Genomic DNA, 22343 nt, shown 5'->3' with positions numbered 1-22343 from the left:
GGTGTGTGTGCCCCGGGGATGGAGCGTTCGTCGGCGGTGGAGGGCGGAGTCGGCTGGTGCATAAGGGCTTCTTCGCTCTCTGTGCGCCTCGGGACAGGGTCGTCGCCGGCGGGAAGGCCCGGCTGGCGGGGTGCGGCGTGGCGGTACGGCGCGCGCGGGCGTACCGCCACTCAGGTGAACGGGCGTGGCTCCCCCGGGTCACGCCTCTCATCACCGAGGCCCACCGAATGGCCGTGTGGCACGCGCAGTCGCTCACACCTCCTTCTTGGAGCCGTCGCTGTCGGGCCTTGCCCCTTCGGGTCGGTCGCCCCGGCTCCGCACGGCGGGGTTCACCTCGGTGCGAGGCCGTGAGCCGCCCCGGCCCGGAGGGACAGGGCGCGTGGTGCTCGAAGAAGGACGGACCACGCCCGAACGTCGACGCCGACGGCCGGTCAGCGTCGCCGGCGCACAGCCATTCCGCTGCCGAGGCACCCGTACGGACATCTGCTCCGGTACCTGCGCACGCGCCTGGTCGTCCGCCTGACCACTCATCTGGCCACTCGGCGGCGCGAGTTCGCGCTCCCCGGTCAGGCCATCCCTGTCGGACGGCGCCCCGCGCCGCTCCCGCGCAGAGCGCAGGCAGCGTCGTACCGACTCGGGGTCGAGGCCCTCGTTGCAGGCCTGGTGGAGAAGTCGGGCGAAGAGGTACTCGGGATCCGCGCCGAGGGCCATGGCCAGCGCTTCCCTGGCCTCCAGTTCGTCTCTGCTGGACCAGGCGACCCAGCCCGCCAGCGTGAGGGGTGCCGCCGCGTGTTCGCCGTACGGTCCGACACAGCGGCGCGCCAACGCCCGCCACAGACGCAGGGCCGGAGCGGCCTCGTCGCCCTCCATCCACTCGGCCGCACGGTCACGCGTCTCACGGTCCTGGAGGCCGAGGATGAGCGTCGCGGCCTCGTCGGACCCGATCAGTTCGTCGTCCCGGCGATCCGCGAGCAATACGCCGGGAATCGCGGGCGCTTCACCGAACCGCCGGATGAGACGTCCGGCCAGACCGAGCGTCTCCTCGGCCACCTCCGCGCGGCTCACGTCGTCGAGAATCCTGGGGACGAGCGCCATGCCCGCGGCGTCCAGGGCGACCTCCTGCTCCAGTGCGTCGCCGCCCTCCCAGGGCAGCAGCCTGGCCCGCAACTCGCGCAGTGTGCCCCGGACCTGGATCCCCGCGTAGGTGGCGGCCGCGGCCAGCACGGAGGTGCCGGGCAGACCCATGGCGGTGCCTTCGACCGGACAACAGCCTTCCCTGGAGCAGCAGTACGACCAGAAGCGGCCGTCGGAGATGCACAGCGCTTCGATCACCGGGACTTCGAGGTCCCCGCAGGCCAGGCGCAGCTTGTGGGCCAGCGGTTGCAGCCGCTCCATGACCTGCCGGCCCGTCTCGCCCGGGCCCGGCTCCTGACAGAGGTAGACGACCATCTGGGCGGGTCGCACTCCTCGCCGTTCGCGGCCCTTCACGAGTCCGCGCGCGAGTTGCATCGCGACGTCGGGCCAGTCGTCCGGGTTGGCGGGGATGCCGAGCCGGGCCCGTCCGCCGAACCTGCCCCTCCGGCCTCGGTCGTCCAGGGTCACCAGAACGATGCTGTCCTCCGGCCGGTGTCCGAGCAGGTACGGCAGCGCGTCGGCCAGCTCGGCGGGTGTGCGCAGGGTGACTTGATGGACGGTCGGGCTGCTGTCGTACGAAGTCCTCGCGTCGTACGGGCTGTGACTGATGTACGGCAAGGGGCCGTCGTCGACGGGTGGCGCACCGACCTCCGCCTCACCCCCGTACGACTCCCACTCCTCTCCCTCGTTCCACTGCTCCCACTCTTCTCGCTCCGCCTGCCCCGCCGGACCACCACCGCCGGTGATGTCGCCGTTTTCGGGGGATCCAGTCGTTTCGCTGTGATTCGTCATGCGCTGACGATCTCGCGGATCGCAAAGTTCCGCTTGGCCTGTGGATAAGTCCGATCAGGGCCACGACAACAGTCGGGGGCGGGCGGCGATCGCGACCGGATTGTCAGTGCCGTCCTGTTGTATGGAGGCATGGAGCACACGAACAACGCGGATCTCCGGGCGGACGCCGACACCGTCCTCGCCCGGCTCGTCGGCGACGCCACCGGCGGCGCCCGGCTGCGTGAGGACCAGTGGCGGGCCATCGAGGCGCTGGTCGCCGACCGGCGCCGGGCCCTGGTCGTCCAGCGCACCGGGTGGGGCAAGTCCGCGGTCTACTTCGTGGCGACCTCGCTCCTCCGGGCCAGAGGCGCCGGGCCCACCGTGATCGTCTCACCGCTTCTCGCCCTGATGCGCAACCAGGTCGAGGCGGCGGCCCGGGCCGGTATTCACGCACGGACGATCAACTCCTCCAACACCGAGGAGTGGGAGACCGTGCAGGGTGAGATCGCGGCGGGTGAGGTCGACGTCCTGCTGGTGAGTCCCGAGCGGCTCAACAACCCTGATTTCCGCGATCAGGTGCTGCCCGCGCTGGCCGCCGCGACCGGGCTGCTGGTGGTCGACGAAGCCCACTGCATCTCCGACTGGGGCCATGACTTCCGCCCGGACTACCGTCGGCTGCGGACCATGCTCACCGACCTCCCGACGGGCGTTCCGGTGCTCGCCACGACGGCGACGGCGAACGCGCGCGTGACGGCCGACGTGGCCGAGCAACTGGGCACGGGCGGTTCGTCGGACGCGCTGGTGCTGCGCGGCCCGCTGAACCGGGAGAGCCTCAGCCTGAACGTGCTCCGGCTGCCGGACGCCGCGCACCGCATGGCGTGGCTCGCCGACCACCTGGACGAGCTGCCGGGCTCCGGGATCATCTACACGCTCACGGTGGCCGCCGCCGAGGAGGTCACCGCCTTCCTCCGGCAGCGCGGACACCTGGTCGCCTCCTACACGGGCCGTACGGAGAACGCCGAGCGGCAGCAGGCCGAGGAGGATCTGCTGGCCAACAAGGTCAAGGCGCTGGTCGCGACCTCGGCGCTCGGCATGGGGTTCGACAAGCCCGACCTGGGCTTCGTCGTGCACCTCGGCTCGCCCTCCTCCCCCATCGCCTACTACCAGCAGGTGGGCCGGGCGGGCCGCGGTGTCGAGCACGCCGAGGTGCTCCTGCTGCCGGGCAGGGAGGACGAAGCGATCTGGGAGTACTTCGCGTCGCTCGCGTTCCCCCCGGAGGACCTCGTGCGCCGCACGCTGGACGTCCTCGCCCGCGCGGAGAAGCCGATGTCGCTGCCCGCCCTGGAGCCCTTGGTGGAGCTGCGCCGCTCCCGTCTGGAGACCATGCTCAAGGTGCTCGACGTGGACGGGGCGGTCAAGCGAGTGAAGGGCGGCTGGATCGCCACCGGCCGGCCGTGGACCTACGAGACCGAGCGGTACGACTGGGTGGCGCGCCAGCGCAAGGCCGAGCAGGAGGCGATGCGGCAGTACGCGTCGACGACGGAGTGCCGGATGGAGTTCCTCCAGCGCCAGCTCGACGACGAGGGCGCGAGGCCCTGCGGACGCTGCGACAACTGCGCGGGAGCCCGCTACGCCGCCGATACGTCCTCGGCGGCGCTGGACGCCGCGCGGGTCGATCTGGGCCGCGCGGGTGTCGAGGTGGAGCCCCGCCGGATGTGGCCGACCGGTCTCCCCGCGATCGGCATGGACCTCAAGGGACGGATCTCGGCGGGCGAACAGGCGGCCACCGGAAGGGCCTTGGGGCGCCTTTCGGACATCGGCTGGGGCAACCGGCTCCGTCCGATGCTCACCGCGCAGGCTCCGGACGGATCAGTTCCGGACGATGTGGCGCGGGCCGTCGTGACCGTGTTGGCCGATTGGGCGAAAGGGCCGGGCGGTTGGGCCTCCGGGGAGCCCGACGCACAGCCGCGCCCGGTCGGTGTGGTCACCCTCGCGTCGCGCACCCGGCCGCAGTTGATCCGTTCACTGGGCGCACGCATCGCGGAGGTCGGCCGCCTGCCGCTGCTGGGCACGGTCGAGTACAGCGGTGACGCCTCACCGGTCACCCGGAGCAACAGCGCTCAGCGCCTCAAGGCACTGGACGGCATGCTGGAGGTGCCGCAGGAGCTGGCCGTCGCCCTCGCGGACACGCAAGGGCCCGTACTGCTCGTGGACGACTACGTGGAGACGGGCTGGACCCTCGCGGTCGCCGCCCGACTGCTCCGACGCGCGGGAGCGCAGGGGGTGTTGCCTCTCGTCCTCGCTGTGCAGGGATGATCACAGCGCGTGGCCGCCGCCGCGCCCCTCCCCGCACCCCTGTGACACGGCTGAGTCCGCCTGCCTCCGCATGAGCGGGACAGGCGGCGGCCCACGCGTCGAACTACGCATCACCGGGTAGGGATATATGACCCGGACCTCCATATAACGGTCGGTGGCCCCAATTGCTCGTTGCCGCATCCCAGTTCGACAGGAAGAATTGAATTCCGCTCCCCGCACGGATCCCGCCCGTAGTTCCGGAAGGGCTCTCTGTGGCGTGCGCTCCCCCGAATCCGACCCGCCCGCAGTGTGGGCCGTAGCCGAAGGGAGGATCGTGACCCTCGGATTCGCTCCGTCCTCGGCAGCATCGCTGTCGTCCACGTCCGCCGCCTCCGCCAACCGCCTGCTCGAGCCCGCCGAATGGGCCGCGGCCGGCATCCCTCTGCTGCGCAACCCGCGGGAAGTGGTCAGCGGTCTGCACGCACGGCACGTGCCCAGGCCGGCCACCGCCGTCGTGGCCGTCCTCGATCCGGACGAACGGGTCTGTGCCAGCGCCTCGTTCACCCGGCGTCAGGCACCGGCCGACGGCTGGATGTTCCGCAACGCGCTGCTCGCCCAACTGCGCCGGATCATTCCGCACGACCTGCGGCGCCGCACCCCGGTGCGCACCGCCGTGCTGATGTACTGCCGTGACGGCGAGGCGCGTTGGACGGAGGAGGACGGCGCGTGGATGTGGGGGCTGCGGGACGCCTGCACGCTTCACGGGCTGCGCTGCGGGGCGTACATCACGCTGACGCGGGACGGCTGGCAGGTCCTCGGTGAGGGTCGCGGAGGACGGCGCCCCAACTCGGAGTCCGCGGCGGAGCCGTTCGGCCTGTTCGAGGCGCCGCCGCCGCTGCCCCGGACCGGCGGTGCCGCGTCGGAGGTACTCCGCCGCGCCGCCGCTCGCTGAGCCGGACGCCGGTCCGACCCGTACTGCTCCCTGACGTACCCGGACGCGGAAGGGAGAGCCGCCCGAGGGCACCAGGCACGACCGATGACACTCCCCTGCCCGGCCGCCGTGCAGCGCACGACGCATCACGCACGACGTGAGCCTGCGGGTCGGGAACCATCGGGGACGGGCGGACGTTCATCCAGTGAGCCGCCCGAGGCGGGCCACAGACGCCGGGCCCGCAGGCCCGGCGATCGGCCGACGACACCCGACGCCTGCCGGACGGCAGCAGAGCGTCGGCTCCGGACCTCGATCAGGCCCCGGCCGCACCGAAGCGCGCCGGGACGCCGTCATCCGCGCGCGTAGAAGCGACGCGTGGAGCAAAACCGTGGAGGTGCCGCCGCGACGACGCCTCCCCGGCTCCGATGTCCCCGGTCTACCGGAACCGGCTCAGACGCCCGCGCCCAGCGCCGCGTTGATCCGCTGCGGGTCTCCGCAGACGATCAGCAGGGCGCCGGCCCGAGCACGAGCCAGAGGCAGAGCGGTGGCGGCGGCCGTGTCGGAGCCGCCGTTGACGGCGACCACGACGACCGGGCGCGCCGACGCCCGGCCCACGGCGGCGGCATCGGCGTAGAAGACGTCGTCTCCCGCGTCGTGCTGCGCCCAGTAGGACGCCTCGCCGAAGGTCAGCTCGTGGGCGGCCCAGGGGTGCTGCTCGCCCGTGGTGAGGACCAGCACCTCCCCCGGAGCGCGACCCGAGTCGAGCAGCAGGTCCACTGCCTCCTCGGCGGCGTCCAGGGCGCCGTCGGCCGAGGCGGGGATCAGCTGGATCTGGGGAACCGCCGTGGCGGGCGCGGAGGCGGCGGGAGCGGCCGGGGCCGAGGGCCCGGGCTTGGGCGCGGCGTCACGCGGGGCGCGCTGCGCCGGCGGCGTGGGCCGCAGAGGTCCGGGACGACCGGGGCGCGACGGCGCCGCAGGACGGGGACCGGGTACGGGGCGAGGGGTCGGCGCTGTGCGGCCACTGGCCGGAGTGGCGCGGGGACCCTGGGCACTCTCGTGAATCTGAGGCTCCTCGGGAATGAGAGGCATGAGCTGTTTTTTATCAAACGCTGGTGCGGCTCGCGCCAGCAGGTGGCACATCAGTGCGAGCGGAATGGTCAGAAGTCGAAACCCAGCTGGCCCTCGATCTCCGGAACGCTTCCCTCCGCCCAGCTACGGGCCTTCTTGAGATGCCGCCACTGGGGCAGCGCATCAAGATACGCCCACGACAACCGGTGGAACGGAGTGGGGCCCCGTACCTCCAGTGCGGCCTTGTGCACAGGTGAGGGATACCCGGCATTGTCCGCAAAACCGAAGTCTGCATGGTCGATACCCAGTTCGGCCATCATTTTGTCGCGCTGAACCTTCGCGATCACCGAGGCCGCCGCCACCGCCACGCACGAGCGGTCGCCCTTGATGACCGTACGGACCTTCCACGGGGCGCCGAGGTAGTCGTGCTTCCCGTCGAGGATCACCGCGTCGGGGCGGATCGGCAGCGCGTCCAGTGCCCGCCCTGCGGCGAGCCGCAGCGCGGCCGTCATGCCCAGTCCGTCGATCTCCTCGGGAGAGGCATGCCCCAGGGCGTAGGAACTCACCCATTTCCGCAGTATCTCGTCGAGTTCGTTGCGTCGCTTGACGGTGAGGAGCTTGGAGTCGGTCAGGCCGACGGGCGGCCTGCGCAGTCCGGTGATCGCCGCGCAGACGGTGACGGGTCCGGCCCACGCTCCGCGGCCGACCTCGTCGACACCGGCGATGACCTTCGCTCCGGTCGTGGCGCGAAGGGAGCGCTCGACGGTGTGAGTAGGGGGTTCGTACGGCATGGCGCCCTTAGCGTACGCCGCCCGGATCCCCTCGCGACACCCCGGCCCCCTAGACAGCCCGACCGCACCGAAATCGTCCTCGGATCGACCGGAACCGTGCCGATCTCATTCGCCGATGCACACGCTCAGCGCATGCGCCGACACGACCCGAACGGCGGCAGAGGCGGAGGCGTTCTCTGCCCTCACCACCCGCCCCTGACCGACCAATTGGCCATCACAGACAGCTACACGCGAACGACGGGCCCGGCAGCGCATCCCACACAAGATCACGCCTGCGAATCATCGAGGGAGTGGCGCCGAGCGCCGTCACTCAGTGCCTCGCACCCACTCGGGCAGGGCCTCGACATGGTCCGCCCAGGCGGCGGGTGGAGCACCGGCCTTCCCCGCGGCCAGGACGCCGCCCACGATGGCGCAGGTCGTGTCCACGTCGCCGCCCACCTGGGCGGTCGTCCAGAAGGCGCCCTCGAAGTCGCCGAGGGCGCGAGCCGCCGACCAGAGGGCGAAGGGCACGGTGTCATGGGCCGAGGTGCGCCGTCCGCAGCCCAGCACGGCGGCGACGGTGGCCGCGTCGCCGTAGTCGAGCATGTCCCTGGCCCGTCGCAGGCCGGCGCCGACGGCGCTCTTCGGGATGAGCGCGATCACGCCGTCGAGCAGGGCGCCGGCACTCGGCGGTCCTCCCGGCGCCCCGGCGAGGGCGGCGGCCGCGGCGACGGCCATGGCCCCGACGACGGCCTCCCGGTGCTGGTGCGTGGGGTACGAGGAGATCTCCGCCTGGTGGGTGGCCTGCTCGGGGTCGTCCGCGTACCAGGCGCCGAGGGGGGCGATCCGCATCGCGGCGCCGTTGCCCCAGGAGCCCTGGCCGTTGAAGAGGGCGGTCGAGAGTTCGCGCCAGTCGGCGCCCTCCCTGACCAGCCGGAGCAGTCGGTTGACGGCGGGGCCGTAGCCGCGGTCGAAGTCGTGGTGGTCCGCGAAGGCGTGCGCGAGGGCGTCCTGGTCGATGCGGTGGTGGGCGGCGAGGACTGCCACCACGGAGCAGGCCATCTCGGTGTCGTCGGTCCACTGCCAGGGACCGGGGGGCAGCTCGCGGCGCTTCAGCAGCGGGTAGTTCACCGGGACGAAGAACTGCGAGCCCAGTGCGTCACCCACCGAGAGTCCGCGCAGGCTGGCGAGGGCGCGCTCCAGGCGCCCGTCGGGAGAGGAGTCAGCGGTCATCGCTCTGCCACTCTATCCGGTGATCCCGTACGGTTCCGGATCTCGCCAGCGGTCGAAGGGCCGGTCAAGTGTGTACTTACCGTCGTCTCCAAGAACGAGCATCCGCATCTCGGCGTTCCCGGGGTTCGACAGCGACTCGAACTCGGCGACCGTCCAGTGGAACCAGCGCATGCAGAAGAGGCGCATGGCGAGGCCGTGGGTCACGATGAGCACGTTCGGGGGGTGGTCGGGGGCCTCGAAGCTGCGGAAGAGGCTCTCCAGGAAGCCGCCGACCCGGTCGTAGACGTCGGCTCCGCTCTCGCCCTGGGCGAAGCGGTAGAAGAAGTGCCCGTAGGCGTCCCGGTACGCCTTCTGAAGCCGTACGTCGTCGCGGTCCTGCCAGTTCCCCCAGTCCTGCTCGCGCAGCCTGGGCTCCTCGCGTACGCGTATGAGGTCGCTGTCGAGGTGGAAGGCCCGCAGGGTCTCGTGGGTGCGCCGATACGGTGAGACGTACACGCTGACGCGCTCGCGGCCGAGCACTTCCCTGAGCCTTCTGCCGGTCTCCTCGGCCTGTTGCCGCCCGCGGTCGGTGAGGGCTAGTGCGTGGTCGGGTTCACGCTCGTAGACGGTGTCATCAACATTGCCCGTTGACTCCCCGTGCCGGACAAGGACGATGCGCCGTGGTCGTGCCATGCCAAGACCCTAGATCGGGTGGCGGCAGATCGAATACTCGTCCTGGCACCATACGGCGTAGGTCACACGGATTCCGCACCGGAAATCACACGGGTGTACGGGTTGCGGACCCTCGGACTCTCGGGTCCGGGATCTCACACCGTCCAGGTCGACTCCAGCTCGACGATGTCCCCGGTCAGGGCGGCTATGTCCGCCTCGGTCTGGGCGCGCAGCGCCAGCCGCTCCACGCGTTCGGTGCGGTACTTTCCGTGCTCGGCCTCGGAGCGCCACATCGACAGGACCAGGAACTCGTGCCCCGGCGCCTCGCCGAACATCCCGCGGATCATGCCGGGCGAGCCGGCCATGGCGGGGTTCCAGACCTTCTCCTGCATCAGGGTGAAGTGCTCGGCGCGCTCCTCGTGGACCCGGCACAGGGCGACCCGCAGCAGGTCGGAGTCGGTGAAGCGGGGCTCGAACCCCGTCTTCACGTCGAAGCGGTAGTCGAAGAGCCGGACCTGGGCGTCCTTGAAAGTGCCTGCCTGGGTCTGGGCCAGCCGGTCATGGGAACGGGCCATGAACGAGTCGTAGAAGGCGCGGCTCTCCCAGAAGGCGAAGACATGGGCCACCGAGGGCCGTCCCCTGCTCCAGCCCCCGCCCTGTCCCCGAAACCCCGGCTCCCCCAGAAGCCCCGCCCACTTCCGCTGCCCCCGCTCGAAACCGCGGCGGTCCACCACGGTGCAGCGAATCCACTTGACCAGCACCGCGCCATCGTAAGGCCAGAAGGCCACGCGGCGTGGCGTCGGTCACTCTCTGGCCCAGTGCGGTCATGCCGACTGTCGGACCCACGTGGCAGGATGGACAACCTGCCCTGACGAGGCAGCAGTTCGGACGACGGCAGTCGGGGACACGGGGAGGAGAGTCCGGTGAACGGCCTCAACAAGGGGATCCGCAAAGTCGAGATGGCGCTGAAGTGGGACCCGAGTCCCACTGGGCAGTCCGACACGGACCTGGACATCGTTGCCGCGACCTACCTGGCGGACGATCCGCACGGCGCGCCCGCCTATGTGGTGCACTTCGACAGCCGATCCCCCGACGGCACCATCATCCTCAACCGTGACAGCAAGGACGGCAAAGGCTTCGGCTGGGACGAGGTCATGACGCTGGAGCTGGACCGGCTGAACGCGCGGTACACGCGTGTGGTGCTCGGTGTGGTCATCCAGCAGCACCGCGAGGACCGGACGTTCGTGAACGTGGCCAACCCGGCCTACCGGATACGGGAGGGCTACACCGTCCTGGCCGAGGGCGACTTCGGCGACGTCCTGGGCGCCACGGCCGCGACGGTCGCGGAGTTCGTGCGCGAGAGCGACGGCTGGACGTTCACCTCGGGCGTCCAGGGCTTCGAGGACGACCCGGCGACGTTCACCCGGGTGATGGGCCAGGTACGCCGGTCGTCCTGATGCCCTGAGGTCAGACGCCTCGCACAGGCCGCCGTACACGCCGAAGGCGGTGGAACCGAGACCGGCTCCACCGCCTTTGACGGATCGTTCACGCCTCAGCGGCGCCCGAGACTAGCTGCAACCGCTGGTCGAGCCGCAGCCCTCGCAGATGTAGCAGGAACCGGCGCGCTGCATCTTCGTGCCGCAGGAGAAGCACAGCGGGGCGTCGGCCTGGATGCCGAGCTGCATCTCCACCAGTTCGGCGCTGGTGTGGGCCTGCTTCGGGGCGGGCGCCGCCACCTCGATGTCGGCCTTGGGGGTGACGACAGCCTTCAGGTCCGTCTGCCGCGGGGCGGACTGGGCCAGGCCCTCGACGTCGACGTCCTCGTCGTTCGGCTCGTACGAACCGGTCTCCAGGTGACGCTGACGCTCCTCGGCGGAGTGGATGCCGAGCGCGGAGCGGGTCTCGAAGGGCAGGAAGTCGAGCGCCAGGCGGCGGAAGATGTAGTCGACGATCGACTGCGCCATCCGCACGTCCGGGTCGTCCGTCATACCGGCCGGCTCGAAGCGCATGTTGGTGAACTTCGAGACGTACGTCTCCAGCGGGACGCCGTACTGCAGGCCGACGGAGACGGCGATGGAGAACGCGTCCATCATGCCCGCGAGGGTCGAGCCCTGCTTCGACATCTTCAGGAAGACCTCGCCGAGACCGTCGTCCGGGTAGGAGTTGGCGGTCATGTAGCCCTCGGCGCCACCGACGGTGAAGGACGTGGTGATGCCGGGACGGCCCTTGGGGAGACGCTTGCGGACCGGGCGGTACTCGACCACCTTCTCGACCGCGGTGCGGATCGTGTCCTCGGCCTTCTCGGTGATCTCGGCCTTCTCCTTCTCCTTGGTCTTCGCGGAGAGGGGCTGGCCGACCTTGCAGTTGTCGCGGTAGATCGCGAGCGCCTTGACGCCCAGCTTCCACGCCTCGAAGTAGATCTCCTCGACCTCCTCGACGGTCGCCGTCTCCGGCATGTTGACCGTCTTGGAGATGGCGCCGGAGATCCAGGGCTGGATCGCGGCCATCATGCGGACGTGGCCCATCGGGGAGATGGCGCGCTCGCCCATGGCGCAGTCGAACACCTCGTAGTGCTCCTGCTTCAGACCCGGGGCGTCGATCACATTGCCGTGGTCGGCGATGTGGGCGACGATCGCCTCGATCTGCTCCTCCTGGTAGCCCAGGCGGCGCAGGGCCTGCGGGACGGTGCCGTTGACGATCTGCATCGAGCCGCCGCCGACCAGCTTCTTGAACTTGACCAGCGCGAGGTCGGGCTCGACACCGGTGGTGTCGCAGGACATCGCGAGGCCGATGGTGCCGGTCGGGGCGAGCACGGACGCCTGGGAGTTGCGGAAGCCGTTCTTCTCGCCGAGGCGCAGCACGTCCTGCCAGGCCTCCGTGGCGGCGGCCCAGACCGGGGAGTCCAGGTCGTCGGCCTGGACGGCGACGGCGTTGGCGTCGGAGTGCTGCTTCATGACGCGCTTGTGGGCGTCGGCGTTGCGGGCGTAGCCGTCGTACGGGCCGACGACCGCGGCCAGTTCGGCGGAGCGGCGGTAGGCGGTGCCGGTCATCAGGGAGGTGATGGCACCGGCCAGTGCGCGGCCGCCGTCGGAGTCGTAGGCGTGTCCGGTGGCCATCAGCAGGGCGCCGAGGTTGGCGTAGCCGATGCCGAGCTGGCGGAACGCGCGCGTGTTCTCGCCGATCTTCTGGGTCGGGAAGTCGGCGAAGCAGATGGAGATGTCCATCGCGGTGATGACCAGCTCGACGACCTGCTGGAAGCGCTCGGTCTGGAAGGACTGGGTGCCCTGGCCGTCGTCCTTGAGGAACTTCATCAGGTTCAGCGAGGCGAGGTTGCAGGACGTGTTGTCCAGGTGCATGTACTCGCTGCACGGGTTCGACGCGGTGATCCGGCCGGACTCGGGGCAGGTGTGCCAGTTGTTGATGACACCGTCGTACTGGATGCCGGGGTCGGCGCAGGCCCAGGCGGCCTCGGCGATCTTGCGGAAGAGCGCCTTGGCGTCGACCTTCTCGATCACCTCGCCGGTCATCCGCGCGCGCAGGCCGAACTGGCCGCCCTGCTCCACGGCCTGCATGAACTCGTCGTTCACGCGGACCGAGTTGTTGGCGTTCTGGTACTGGACGGACGTGATGTCGTCGCCGCCCAGGTCCATGTCGAAGCCCGCGTCGCGCAGGACGCGGATCTTCTCCTCCTCGCTGACCTTGGTCTGGATGAAGTCCTCGATGTCCGGGTGGTCGACGTCGAGGACGACCATCTTGGCCGCGCGGCGGGTGGCGCCACCGGACTTGATGGTGCCGGCGGAGGCGTCGGCACCGCGCATGAAGGAGACCGGGCCGGAGGCGTTGCCGCCGGAGGACAGCAGCTCCTTGGAGGAGCGGATGCGGGAGAGGTTCAGGCCGGCGCCGGAGCCGCCCTTGAAGATCATGCCCTCTTCCTTGTACCAGTCGAGGATCGACTCCATGGAGTCGTCGACGGCCAGGATGAAGCAGGCGGAGACCTGCTGGGGCTGCGGGGTGCCGACGTTGAACCAGACGGGGCTGTTGAAGCTGAAGATCTGGTGCAGGAGGGCGTACGCCAGCTCGTGCTCGAAGATCTCGGCGTCGGCGGGCGAGGAGAAGTACTTGTGGTCCTCGCCGGCCTTCCGGTAGGTCTTCACGATCCGGTCGATGAGCTGCTTGAGGCTCACCTCGCGCTGCGGGGTGCCGACGGCGCCCCGGAAGTACTTGCTGGTGACGATGTTGACCGCGTTCACCGACCAGAAGTCGGGGAACTCGACGCCACGCTGCTCGAAGTTGACCGAGCCGTCGCGCCAGTTGGTCATGACGACGTCACGGCGCTCCCAGGCGACCTCGTCGTACGGATGCACGCCGGGGGTGGTGTGGATGCGCTCGATACGCAGTCCCTTGGTGGCCTTGGTGCCCTTCGCTCGGGACCCTCGTGCCGGACCGCTCGCCGTCTCTGTCATGCCGCCTCCCTCTACGGGCGAAAACGCCCTGAAATGCCACGCTGTTCCCGTGACACGTTGTTCTGTCGTGTGCTGCGGGCGCCCACGCGCTACCGCCCGCAACAGGTCTGGTTCCGCCGTTCCCGGGCCGGCCCCGGACACCCTGGTCCGGTTCCGGCCTGTCGGTCAGTCGGCGGCGTGGGCGGGCACGGGGACCTCGACGGCCCCGCTTCCGCCGTCGTCTTCCCGGCTCCCCGCGACAGCGCCCGCGGCGCCTCCCGCGTGCTCACGGTCGTCATCGTCCGCGGCGGAGCGTCCCGTCTGTTCCCTGAGTTCCGCGATGGCGGACTCGAAGTCCTCCAGCGAGTCGAAGGCCCGGTACACGGAGGCGAACCTCAGGTAGGCGACGAGGTCCAGCTCCTGCAACGGCCCGAGTATGGCCAGGCCCACGTCGTGGGTGGTCAACTCGGCGCTCCCTGTGGCCCGCACCGCCTCCTCGACCCGCTGGCCGAGCTGGGCGAGGGCGTCCTCGGTGACAGGCCGTCCCTGACATGCCTTGCGCACACCGTTGATGACCTTGGTGCGGCTGAACGGCTCGGTGACTCCCGACCGCTTCACCACCATGAGCGAACACGTCTCCACGGTCGTGAAACGACGGGAGCAGTCCGGACACTGGCGGCGACGGCGGATGGACGTGCCGTCGTCCGTCGTACGGCTGTCGACGACACGGCTGTCGGGGTGCCTGCAGAAGGGGCAGTGCATGAACTCCCAACCCTCCTCACAGCAGACTCGATGGCCTCGCCGGACCTCATGGGCCCCTCGAAGCAGCCCCAAGCATAGGCGATCCGCGGGCGTCCAAAGACACGGGGGACACAACTTCTGGGCTGCTGTTGCCATCCAACCACTACATGTAGGGATTGGCCCATGCACGCACCCCTTGCGCGCGTGTCGCGTCCACGCGGTCACGCACCGTACGCTCCGGCCGCCGCGCCGGCCCCTCGGAACACCGCACACACGCGTGCACACCCGTGTTCACGCGAGGTTCACGGCGATACGGTGGGGCCGCACGCGGAGGGGCACGGCTCCCGCGCGGAAGCGGGGCGGCGGTGAAGGCTACAACAAAGGGCCCTTTTGTCCGCGAGACGCCGCGTCAGCCATACACCCGGAAACATGATCAAGTCACGCTCTCCACGCTTTTTCACTCGAACGTGTGTTTGGCGCAACCTTTCGAAAGCAACTACCGTTGTCCAGCAGGGAGACAATCGAGAGGGGCCGACGTGACCACCACCGCAGACAGTGCCACCATCACCGCCCAGGACCGCTCCCAGGGCCGACTCGAGCCGGTGCATGCGATGAACGAATCCGTGAACCCGGAGGGGCACAAGCGCTCCCTGCCGGGCCGACCTCCAGGCATCCGGGCGGACAGCTCGGGGCTCACCGACCGCCAGCGCCGGGTGATCGAGGTCATCAGGGACTCGGTCCAGCGGCGCGGCTACCCGCCGTCCATGCGGGAGATCGGCCAGGCGGTCGGCCTGTCCAGCACCTCCTCGGTCGCGCACCAGCTCATGGCCCTGGAGCGCAAGGGCTTCCTGCGCCGCGACCCGCACCGCCCGCGCGCGTACGAGGTGCGCGGCTCCGACCAGGCGGCCAGCGTCCAGCCCACGGACACCGCGGGCAAGCCCGCCGCCTCGTACGTCCCGCTGGTCGGCCGGATCGCAGCCGGCGGGCCGATCCTCGCGGAGGAGTCCGTCGAGGACGTCTTCCCGCTCCCCCGCCAGCTCGTCGGTGACGGCGAACTGTTCGTGCTGAAGGTCGTCGGCGACTCGATGATCGAGGCCGCGATCTGCGACGGCGACTGGGTCACCGTCCGCCGCCAGCCCGTCGCCGAGAACGGCGACATCGTCGCCGCCATGCTGGACGGCGAGGCCACCGTCAAGCGCTTCAAGCGCGAGGACGGCCATGTCTGGCTCCTCCCTCACAACGCCGCCTACGAGCCCATCCCGGGTGACGACGCGACCATCCTCGGCAAGGTGGTGGCCGTACTGCGCCGCGTCTGAGACCGGCGGGCGGACTCACCTCCTCCGCCCCCTCGACTGGGCCCCGGGATCCCTGCGCCGGTTCCGGGGCCCTGCGCTGTCCGCAAAACCCGGTCGCCAAGTCCCGGCGTTCTGTACGGCTCCCCACCCACGCGCGGGTGGCCCGGACCTACGCCGGGACGGGCCACCCGACCGGCTTCACTCCGCCTCGGCCTGCTTGGCCGCCGTGTCGATCGCCGCGAGCGACCTCCGCACCTGGTTCCGGTCCGTGGTGTACCAGAAGTCCGGCAGGGACGCCTTCAGATAGCTCCCGTAGCGGGCCGTCGCCAACCGCTGGTCCAGTACGGCGACCACGCCCCGGTCCCCCGACGCGCGCACGAGCCGGCCCGCGCCCTGCGCCATCAGCAGCGCCGCGTGTGTGGCGGCGACGGCCATGAAGCCATTGCCGCCCGCGTCCTCCACCGCCTTCTGGCGGGCGCTCATCAGCGGGTCGTCCGGACGCGGGAACGGGATCTTGTCCATGACGACGAGCTGGCAACTGGCCCCCGGGACGTCCACGCCCTGCCACAGGGACAGCGTGCCGAACAGACACGTCGCCGGGTCCGCGGCGAAGTTCTTGATCAGCTCACCGAGGGTCTCCTCGCCCTGGAGGAGGATCGGGAACTCGGGGATACGGCCGCGCAGCTCCTCGGCGGCGAGCTGGGCGGCCCGCATGGAGGAGAAGAGGCCGAGGGTCCGGCCGCCGGCCGCCTGGATCAGCTCCGTCAGCTCGTCCAGCATGTCGGTGCGGTCGCCGTCGCGCGCGGGGCGCGCCAGATGCTTGGCCACGTAGAGGATGCCCTGCTTGCGGTAGTCGAAGGGCGAGCCGACGTCGATGCCCTTCCACTGCGGCAGGTCGTCCCCCTCCGTGCCCTCGGGGGCGAGCCCCATCGAGGCACCGACGCCGTTGAAGTCGCCGCCGAGCTTCAGGGTCGCCGAGGCCAGGGTGACCGAACGGTCGGCGAACAGCTTCTCCCGCAGCAGGCCCGACACGGACATCGGGGCGACCCGCAGGGAGGCGCCGAAGCGGTCGTGCCGCTCGTACCAGACGACGTCCCACTCCGAGCCGTTGACGATCCGCTCCGCCACGTCGTGCACGGACTCCACCGAGGCGAGCGCCTGCTTGCGGACCGCGTCCTCGTCCTGCACGGACTTGTCGCGGGTCGCCCCGATCCCGGAGATCACGGTCCGGGCGGCGTCCCGCAGCGCCATCAGCGCGTAGCCGAGGTCCTCCGGGATCTCCTCCAGACGGCCGGGCAGCGCCAGCTCCATCAGCCGCTCGAATCCCTCCGCTGCGGTCTGGAGCTGGTCGGCGGCCTTCTCGTTGACGAGTTTCGCGGCCCGGCGCACCGCACGGTTGACCTGGCCCGGCGTGAGTTCGCCGGTGGCGACGCCGGTGACCCGCGAGACCAGCTCGTGGGCCTCGTCGACGATCAGCACCTCGTGCTGGGGCAGGACGGGGGCGCCCTCGATGGCGTCGATGGCCAGCAGGGCGTGGTTGGTGACGACGACTTCCGCCAGCTTGGCGCGCTCGCGGGCCATCTCCGCGAAGCACTCGGCGCCGTACGCGCACTTCGACGCGCCCAGGCATTCCCGCGAGGACACCGACACCTGGGCCCAGGCCCGGTCCGAGACACCGGGCGTGAGGTCGTCACGGTCGCCGGTCTCGGTCTCGTCCGACCAGTCGCGCAGGCGCAGCAGGTCCTGGCCCATCTTGCTGGTGGGCGCGGCCGCCTCGAACTGGTCGAAGAGGCCCTCCTCCTCGTCCTGCGGGACACCTTCGTGCAGGCGGTGCAGGCAGAGGTAGTTCGATCTGCCCTTGAGCATCGCGAACTCCGGGCGGCGGCGCAGCAGCGGATGCAGCGCGTCGACCGTACGCGGCAGATCCCGCTCCACGAGCTGGCGCTGGAGGGCCAGGGTGGCCGTCGCCACCACCACCTTCTCTCCGTGCGCGAGCGCGGGCACGAGGTACCCCAGCGACTTACCGGTGCCGGTGCCGGCCTGGACGAGCAGGTGCGATCCGCCGTCGATGGCCTCCGCGACGGCTTCGGCCATGGCCACCTGGCCGGGACGCTCCGCCCCGCCGACAGCGGCGACGGCGGCGTGCAGGAGTTCGGGGAGAGAGGGCTTCGTCATAGCGCGACCACCCTACGGCTCGGCACTGACAATCGAGGGATCGCGCAGGTGGTCGGGGAGGTAGAGGGGGCTGGAGAGGAGACAGAGGGAGCTGGTGGCGGAGTCAAGGTGAGGGGTTCTCGGGTTCGGGAGCGGTGGGGATGGGGGTGGGGGGTTCGGGAGCGGTGTGGCTCGGGAGCAACGGGGTTCGGAGAAGTCGGAGGAAGAGAAGTCGGAGGAAAGGGAGGAGCCGACGGGAACCGATGCGATTCCCGAGGCGTTCCATCTGTGACGGTCCGATTTCGGAGCGTCACGAGACATCACACAGCTTCCGGTCCCTGACCATGAGGGCGGCCCGTTTGGCGGGAAGGTCGACCTCGGCGGAGAACCGGAAGCCCGCACTGAGGAAAGCGGCGACGGAGGGAGTGTTGCGAAGGTCTGGTTCAGCGATGACACGAGTACATGCGAGCCACTCGTTCAGTACGAGATCGACGACGGCTCTGAGCAGCAGACTGCCGAGTCCTCGTCCCCGGTCGGTCTTCGCGCCGACGAGCAGATGGATCCCGATGTCGTGGGGCCGCGCCGGATAGTGGCGGGCCAGCGGATCGAGGTCCGCCCGGTAGATCTCCCAGTAACTCATCGGCGTGCCCGCCAACACGCCCAGGCACGGAACGCTGTGCCCGCCGTCGGCGAACTGCCGACGCAGATGCCGCTCGGTCACGGACCTGGGCCCCGCCAGTTCCCAGAACTCCGCGACCTCGGGGTCGTTCATCCACCGCTCGACGCAGGCGAGGTCCCGCTCGATGCGCACGGGCACCAGACGGAACACGCCTGCGGGCGTGACCGCCGAGCGCCAGTCACCGGCAGGAAAAGAGACTGACGCGGACACGGACCGGGCTCCTCTCGGCGGTGGTGGGGCAGGGCGGCGGTCGGTTCAGGAATTGCGGTCGGTTCTGCGGTCGGTTCAGGAATGCAGACGATGAAGGGGGTTGGTGATGGTGACGTAGACGGACTGGGTGTCCACCGGGCCGACGAGTTCGTCCAGGCCGTGCAGCCGGGTCAGCAGATTGGCCTTGCAGCGCAGTGTGGGTGAGTCGAGCAGTCGGGCGGGCAGAGAGCTGCGCAGCCGGTCGGGGCCGGAGGCGACGTCCGTGAGGAAGCGGCGGAACGCGGCGAGCAGGAGGCGCTCATCGGCGAGCTGCTGGGAGCCGAAGGCGCCGATGAGTCCGAGCACGTTGTTGATGCCGAGGTAGTAGGCGAAGCGCTCGTCGGTCACCTCGTCGGAGACGAAGGTGTCGCTGCGCTCTCCGATGCCGGGCAGCCGGGCGTCGAGTTCCGCACGGCGGGATTCGCGGAAGTAGTAGCCCTGGTTGTCGCGGTAGCGGCCGCCCGCCGGCCAGCCGTCGGCGTCCAGCAGAAGCAGCGTGTTCTGCTGGTGCGCCTCAAGGGCGACGCCGGCCTCGCCGTCCAGCCACAGCACCGGGCGGACGACCTGCTCCAGGTACCGCAGGAACCACTCGGCGGCGACCGCCGCGCGCGGACGACCGGTCTTCTCCGCAAGGCGTGCGACGAGCGCGACGAGCCGAGAACTGTGGACAGGCGGTCGGTCCGTAGCCGGCCCGGGGTACGGACGGGGTGCGACGAGTCCGGCGACACAGGTGACGTCGTCGGTCGGAGCGAACGGGTTGTGGCGGATGACGACGTCCAGGCCCGGCACCGGAAGGCCGTCCGGACCGTCGATCGCGAGCCAGGCCGGGTCACGGACGATGTCGAAGTCGGGATGGGCCGACTGCCACTGCCTGACCAGGCCGGCGCGGAGCAGCCGGTGCACCTCGACGCCGCGGTGGAGTTCCTTGCGGAGGTTCTCACGACGGGAGTTGGTGATGCGCAGGCCCAGCGACAGCTTGAGCATCGCCGGGGCGCCGGAGCGATGGACGGTCCGGACCGAGGAGGTGGGGTGCCAGGGTGAGCCGTGGGCACCGAGGTCGCGGAGCAGGCCGGCGTCGAGGAGGGCGGCGACGTCCGGCCGGTGCCGGGCCTCGCGGAGTTGCCAGGGGTGCACGGGCAGCGCCGCGTAGCCGTCGGGGAGCGGCAGTGCGGCATCGGCCAGCCGCGCCGTCAGCCGAACGGCGGGGATCGTACGGCCCCGGGCCGTCCATGCGGAGTCGGTGGCGAGTACGGAAGGAGCGACAGCGAGCCAATGGAGGAGGAAGGAGCCATGTGACTCGGGTGAGTAGAGACGCGCTTCGGCGTCGGAGAGGCCCTCTCGGCTCTTCGGGGTCGGGTGCAGGGGGTGGCCGAGGACCAGTGCCTGCTCGGCGGAGAGGAAGAGGTCGGGTCCGTCGGCGGGGTGTTCCCGGCGCTCGCTGATGAAAGCGGTGGTGCGGCGGACGGAGTCGGCGACGCGGGCGACGAGGTCGGGCGCCTCTTGGATGGGCGCCTTGTGGGCGGGCTCGGTGCCCGGGGTCTCTCGGGACAGCAGGGCCGCGAGTGTGACCGCGTCCACGGGTGGGGCCTGGTCGGGGGCGTCGGCGAGGCGCGGGAGGCCGAAGCGGTGGCAGCCGGTCGGGGACCAGTAAAGGACGGGGGCGAGCAGGGCGGTGCCGCTGGCGGGGAGCGGAATACGCAGGGTGCCGTCGGCCGGTGCGGGGAGGTCCGTCTCGCGGACCCAGCAGCGCAGCAGGTTCTCGACGGCCGCGGCCTGGGCGGCCGTGTGCGGGTCGGGGTGGTCGAGGAGGTCGTTCGACGTGAGTGTCGAAGCCGGAGGCGATGCGGGGGTTGGGGAGCTTGTCGAAGGAGCGGTGGTGGGCAGCGATGCTTCGGTGCGGATGGTCTCGGCCTGGCGGCGCGGGGCCGGGAAGGAGGCAGTCGGTGGGGAGGTGGGGACCGCGGGCTGTGGGGAGGTGGTCAAGGTCGCTCCTCGTGAGGTGGGGCCGGGGCCGGCCGGCTCTGCCGGATGAGGGGGTGATCCGTGGGGACGGCGCCGACGGCGTGGGCGTGGGACACCGCAGTCATCGCGTCGGCCAGGCGGTCGAGTACGGCCGCCGCCTGCTCGTCGGTGATCGTCAGCGGCGGGAGCAGCCGGACGACGCTGGCGTGGCGCCCGCCGAGTTCGACGATCAGGCCGCGGCGCAGGCACTCCTGCTGGAGGGCGGCGGCGAGGGCGGGGGCCGCCGGGTGCGGGCCTCGGGCAGGGGGCGAGGTGGGGTCCGTGTGGAGGGTGTCCGTCATGCTCGCGCGTTCCCCCGCCGGGTCGACCAGTTCGAGGCCGATCATCAGGCCGCGTCCGCGGACGTCACCGATGCAGGGGAAGTCCGTGGCCAGGCTGCGGAGTTGGTCGAGGAGGCGGGAGCCCAGGGTGGCCGCGCGGTGGGCGAGGTCGTTCTCGCGCACATAGGCGAGGGTGGCCGTGCCGGCGGCCATGGCGAGCTGGTTGCCGCGGAAGGTGCCGGCGTGGGAGCCGGGTTCCCAGACGTCGAGGTCGTCGCGGTAGACGACGACGGCCAGGGGCAGGCTGCCGCCGATGGCCTTGGAGAGGACCATGACGTCGGGGGTGACCCCGCTGTGCTCCACCGCCCAGAAGGCGCCGGTGCGGCCGACGCCCGTCTGGACCTCGTCGGCGATGAGCGGGATCGCGCGGTCGGCGGTGAGCTGCCGCATGCGGCGCATCCAGGCGTCGGGGGCGGGGATGACGCCGCCCTCGCCCTGGACGGGTTCGAGGATCATCCCGGCGGGTGGGCGGACCCCGGACTTGGGGTCGTCGAGGAGGGATTCGGTCCAGCGGGCGGCGAGTTCTGCGCCGGTCTCGCCGCCGACTCCGAACGGGCAGCGGTAGTCCTGCGGATAGGGCAGGCGGGTCACCCGTACGTCGGTGGCGCCTCCGGATGCTTCGAGGGATCCGGCGGTCATGCCGTGGTAGGCGCCGGTGAAGGCCAGGACGCCGGTGCGGCCGGTGGCGGCGCGGACCAGTTTGAGCGCGGCCTCGACGGCGTCCGTGCCGGCCGGGCCGCAGAACTGCACGCGCGCGTGGTCGGCGAGGCCGGGCGGCAGGGTGCGGAACAGCTCGGTGATGAAGGCGTCCTTGACGGGGGTGGCGAGGTCGAGGACGTGCAGGGGAGCACCCGAGTCGAGGACCTTGCGGATGGCCTCCAGCACGACGGGGTGGTTGTGGCCGAGGGCGAGGGTTCCGGCGCCGGACAGGCAGTCGAGGTAGCGGCGGCCGTCGGCGCCCTCGATGGTCAGTCCGCGGGCGCGGACGGGCACGATCGGCAGGGCACGGGCGTAGGTGCGCGCCGCGGACTCGCGCGCCGACTGGCGCCGCAGGATCCCCTCGTGCGCGCGCCGTGCGCCCCCCAAGCCGGACACCGGTCCCGATACGAGTCCCGACACCGGGCCCGACGCGACGCCGACCCCGCCGGCATCCGCCTCACGGACGGTCGCCGCCCCCGCAGCTCCCTGCCCCTGCCCCTGCCCCTGCCCCGCATGCTTCCCCGCTGGGCCCGCTCCCGCTGGGTCCCTCTCCGCGCTATCTCCACCTGCCGTGTCTCCGCCTGCCGTGTCCCTCCCCGCCGCATCTCCCTCCGCCAAAGATTCGGTCACCGTCACGGCTTCCCGCCCTCCCCGTTGTCCAGAGGCACGTCGGTGCGTCGCGCAGAAGGCCCGGGATGCCGAGAAATCGAGAGGTCGAGATGCCGGCATCACGTACGCGAGGCCGGGCACCGACGGCCGGCCTCATCGCTACCAACCGCGGAGTGCGCAACGGGTTACGGGTTGCTTCAAGATCCTTGCCGTGACGGAACCGTTGCCGTTCCGTGGGGAGTACCGCACAGCCAACGCATATCGTGTGGTGCCGTCGCAC

The 22343-nt window shown here is 70.8% G+C and carries 15 protein-coding genes and 1 pseudogene; 4 read left to right on the top strand and 12 right to left on the bottom strand.

Translation table 11 applies throughout. The features are described from left to right. Window positions 1-252 precede the first annotated feature (252 nt). Window positions 253-1926, bottom strand: a complete 1674-nt coding sequence (locus AFM16_RS28885) for a DUF4192 domain-containing protein (RefSeq protein ID WP_078635151.1) — start codon at window positions 1924-1926, stop codon at window positions 253-255. Between the two features lie 129 nt (window positions 1927-2055). On the opposite strand from AFM16_RS28885, the gene AFM16_RS28880 reads away from it, so the two are divergent. Both AFM16_RS28880 and AFM16_RS28875 read left to right on the top strand, forming a co-directional pair. Beyond that, a complete protein-coding gene (locus AFM16_RS28880) occupies window positions 2056-4221 on the top strand; it encodes a RecQ family ATP-dependent DNA helicase (RefSeq protein ID WP_078635149.1) in 2166 nt (721 codons plus the stop codon). 313 nt (window positions 4222-4534) lie between these two features. Next, window positions 4535-5152: a hypothetical protein gene (locus AFM16_RS28875; protein WP_030796610.1), complete on the top strand. Its 618-nt coding sequence runs from the start codon at window positions 4535-4537 to the stop codon at window positions 5150-5152. Between the two features lie 429 nt (window positions 5153-5581). Here AFM16_RS28875 and AFM16_RS28870 read toward each other — a convergent pair whose 3' ends face one another. From AFM16_RS28870 to AFM16_RS28850, 5 genes are all read right to left on the bottom strand, one after another. Then, complete coding sequence (locus AFM16_RS28870) at window positions 5582-6220, bottom strand: hypothetical protein (protein WP_078635147.1); 639 nt, start codon at window positions 6218-6220, stop codon at window positions 5582-5584. Window positions 6221-6288: 68 nt separating this feature from the next. Beyond that, window positions 6289-6990, bottom strand: coding sequence for a ribonuclease HII (gene rnhB, locus AFM16_RS28865; protein ID WP_078635144.1), 702 nt, complete (start codon window positions 6988-6990; stop codon window positions 6289-6291). 306 nt (window positions 6991-7296) lie between these two features. Beyond that, window positions 7297-8202, bottom strand: coding sequence for an ADP-ribosylglycohydrolase family protein (locus AFM16_RS28860; RefSeq protein WP_078635142.1), 906 nt, complete (start codon window positions 8200-8202; stop codon window positions 7297-7299). Window positions 8203-8214: 12 nt separating this feature from the next. Beyond that, a complete protein-coding gene (locus tag AFM16_RS28855; RefSeq protein ID WP_030796603.1) occupies window positions 8215-8874 on the bottom strand; it encodes a histidine phosphatase family protein in 660 nt (219 codons plus the stop codon). Window positions 8875-9008: 134 nt separating this feature from the next. Then, window positions 9009-9614 (bottom strand): YdbC family protein, encoded by a 606-nt coding sequence (locus AFM16_RS28850; protein WP_078635140.1) that lies wholly within the window; start codon window positions 9612-9614, stop codon window positions 9009-9011. A gap of 162 nt (window positions 9615-9776) precedes the next feature. On the opposite strand from AFM16_RS28850, the gene AFM16_RS28845 reads away from it, so the two are divergent. Continuing rightward, window positions 9777-10310, top strand: a complete 534-nt coding sequence (locus AFM16_RS28845) for a TerD family protein (protein ID WP_030796599.1) — start codon at window positions 9777-9779, stop codon at window positions 10308-10310. A 111-nt stretch (window positions 10311-10421) separates the two neighbouring features. Here AFM16_RS28845 and AFM16_RS28840 read toward each other — a convergent pair whose 3' ends face one another. Together AFM16_RS28840 and nrdR are read right to left on the bottom strand one after the other, a co-directional pair. Then, the gene (locus tag AFM16_RS28840; RefSeq protein ID WP_078635138.1) at window positions 10422-13316 is read right to left on the bottom strand and encodes a vitamin B12-dependent ribonucleotide reductase; all 2895 of its coding nucleotides are present in this window, start codon (window positions 13314-13316) and stop codon (window positions 10422-10424) included. Between the two features lie 165 nt (window positions 13317-13481). Next, window positions 13482-14057 carry a transcriptional regulator NrdR gene (gene nrdR, locus AFM16_RS28835; RefSeq protein WP_030796595.1) on the bottom strand — a complete coding sequence of 192 codons (576 nt, stop codon included), beginning with the start codon at window positions 14055-14057 and terminating at the stop codon, window positions 13482-13484. Between the two features lie 515 nt (window positions 14058-14572). Between nrdR and lexA the strand changes: the two genes are divergently transcribed. Beyond that, window positions 14573-15352: a transcriptional repressor LexA gene (gene lexA, locus AFM16_RS28830; RefSeq protein WP_030796593.1), complete on the top strand. Its 780-nt coding sequence runs from the start codon at window positions 14573-14575 to the stop codon at window positions 15350-15352. Between the two features lie 177 nt (window positions 15353-15529). Here the strand turns inward: lexA and AFM16_RS28825 are convergent, their stop codons facing one another. The 4 genes and pseudogenes from AFM16_RS28825 to AFM16_RS28810 form a co-directional block, all read right to left on the bottom strand. Then, window positions 15530-17506 carry an ATP-dependent DNA helicase gene (locus AFM16_RS28825; protein ID WP_078635136.1) on the bottom strand — a complete coding sequence of 659 codons (1977 nt, stop codon included), beginning with the start codon at window positions 17504-17506 and terminating at the stop codon, window positions 15530-15532. A 289-nt stretch (window positions 17507-17795) separates the two neighbouring features. Next, window positions 17796-18335: pseudogene (locus AFM16_RS28820) on the bottom strand (GNAT family N-acetyltransferase); the annotation flags it as partial. 114 nt (window positions 18336-18449) lie between these two features. Then, window positions 18450-20396 (bottom strand): IucA/IucC family protein, encoded by a 1947-nt coding sequence (locus tag AFM16_RS28815; RefSeq protein WP_179123319.1) that lies wholly within the window; start codon window positions 20394-20396, stop codon window positions 18450-18452. Then, window positions 20393-21850 carry a diaminobutyrate--2-oxoglutarate transaminase family protein gene (locus AFM16_RS28810; RefSeq protein WP_245177823.1) on the bottom strand — a complete coding sequence of 486 codons (1458 nt, stop codon included), beginning with the start codon at window positions 21848-21850 and terminating at the stop codon, window positions 20393-20395. Before AFM16_RS28810 ends, AFM16_RS28815 begins: the two co-directional genes overlap by 4 nt. Window positions 21851-22343 lie beyond the last annotated feature (493 nt).

Origin of the sequence: Streptomyces antibioticus (genome assembly GCF_002019855.1) — a bacterium.
Taxonomy (GTDB): Bacteria; Actinomycetota; Actinomycetes; order Streptomycetales; family Streptomycetaceae; genus Streptomyces; species Streptomyces antibioticus_B.
Note: the sequence above shows the minus strand (reverse complement) of the source record. Positions and strands in the feature narration are given on the sequence as shown.

Coding starts and splice junctions, on each gene's coding strand:
- AFM16_RS28880 (WP_078635149.1), top strand. CDS start 2,056: ATGGAGCACACGAACAACGCGGATCTCCGGGCGGACGCCGACACCGTC.
- AFM16_RS28860 (WP_078635142.1), bottom strand. CDS start 8,202: ATGACCGCTGACTCCTCTCCCGACGGGCGCCTGGAGCGCGCCCTCGCC.
- AFM16_RS28885 (WP_078635151.1), bottom strand. CDS start 1,926: ATGACGAATCACAGCGAAACGACTGGATCCCCCGAAAACGGCGACATC.
- AFM16_RS28870 (WP_078635147.1), bottom strand. CDS start 6,220: ATGCCTCTCATTCCCGAGGAGCCTCAGATTCACGAGAGTGCCCAGGGT.
- rnhB (WP_078635144.1), bottom strand. CDS start 6,990: ATGCCGTACGAACCCCCTACTCACACCGTCGAGCGCTCCCTTCGCGCC.
- nrdR (WP_030796595.1), bottom strand. CDS start 14,057: ATGCACTGCCCCTTCTGCAGGCACCCCGACAGCCGTGTCGTCGACAGC.
- AFM16_RS28825 (WP_078635136.1), bottom strand. CDS start 17,506: ATGACGAAGCCCTCTCTCCCCGAACTCCTGCACGCCGCCGTCGCCGCT.
- AFM16_RS28840 (WP_078635138.1), bottom strand. CDS start 13,316: ATGACAGAGACGGCGAGCGGTCCGGCACGAGGGTCCCGAGCGAAGGGC.
- AFM16_RS28855 (WP_030796603.1), bottom strand. CDS start 8,874: ATGGCACGACCACGGCGCATCGTCCTTGTCCGGCACGGGGAGTCAACG.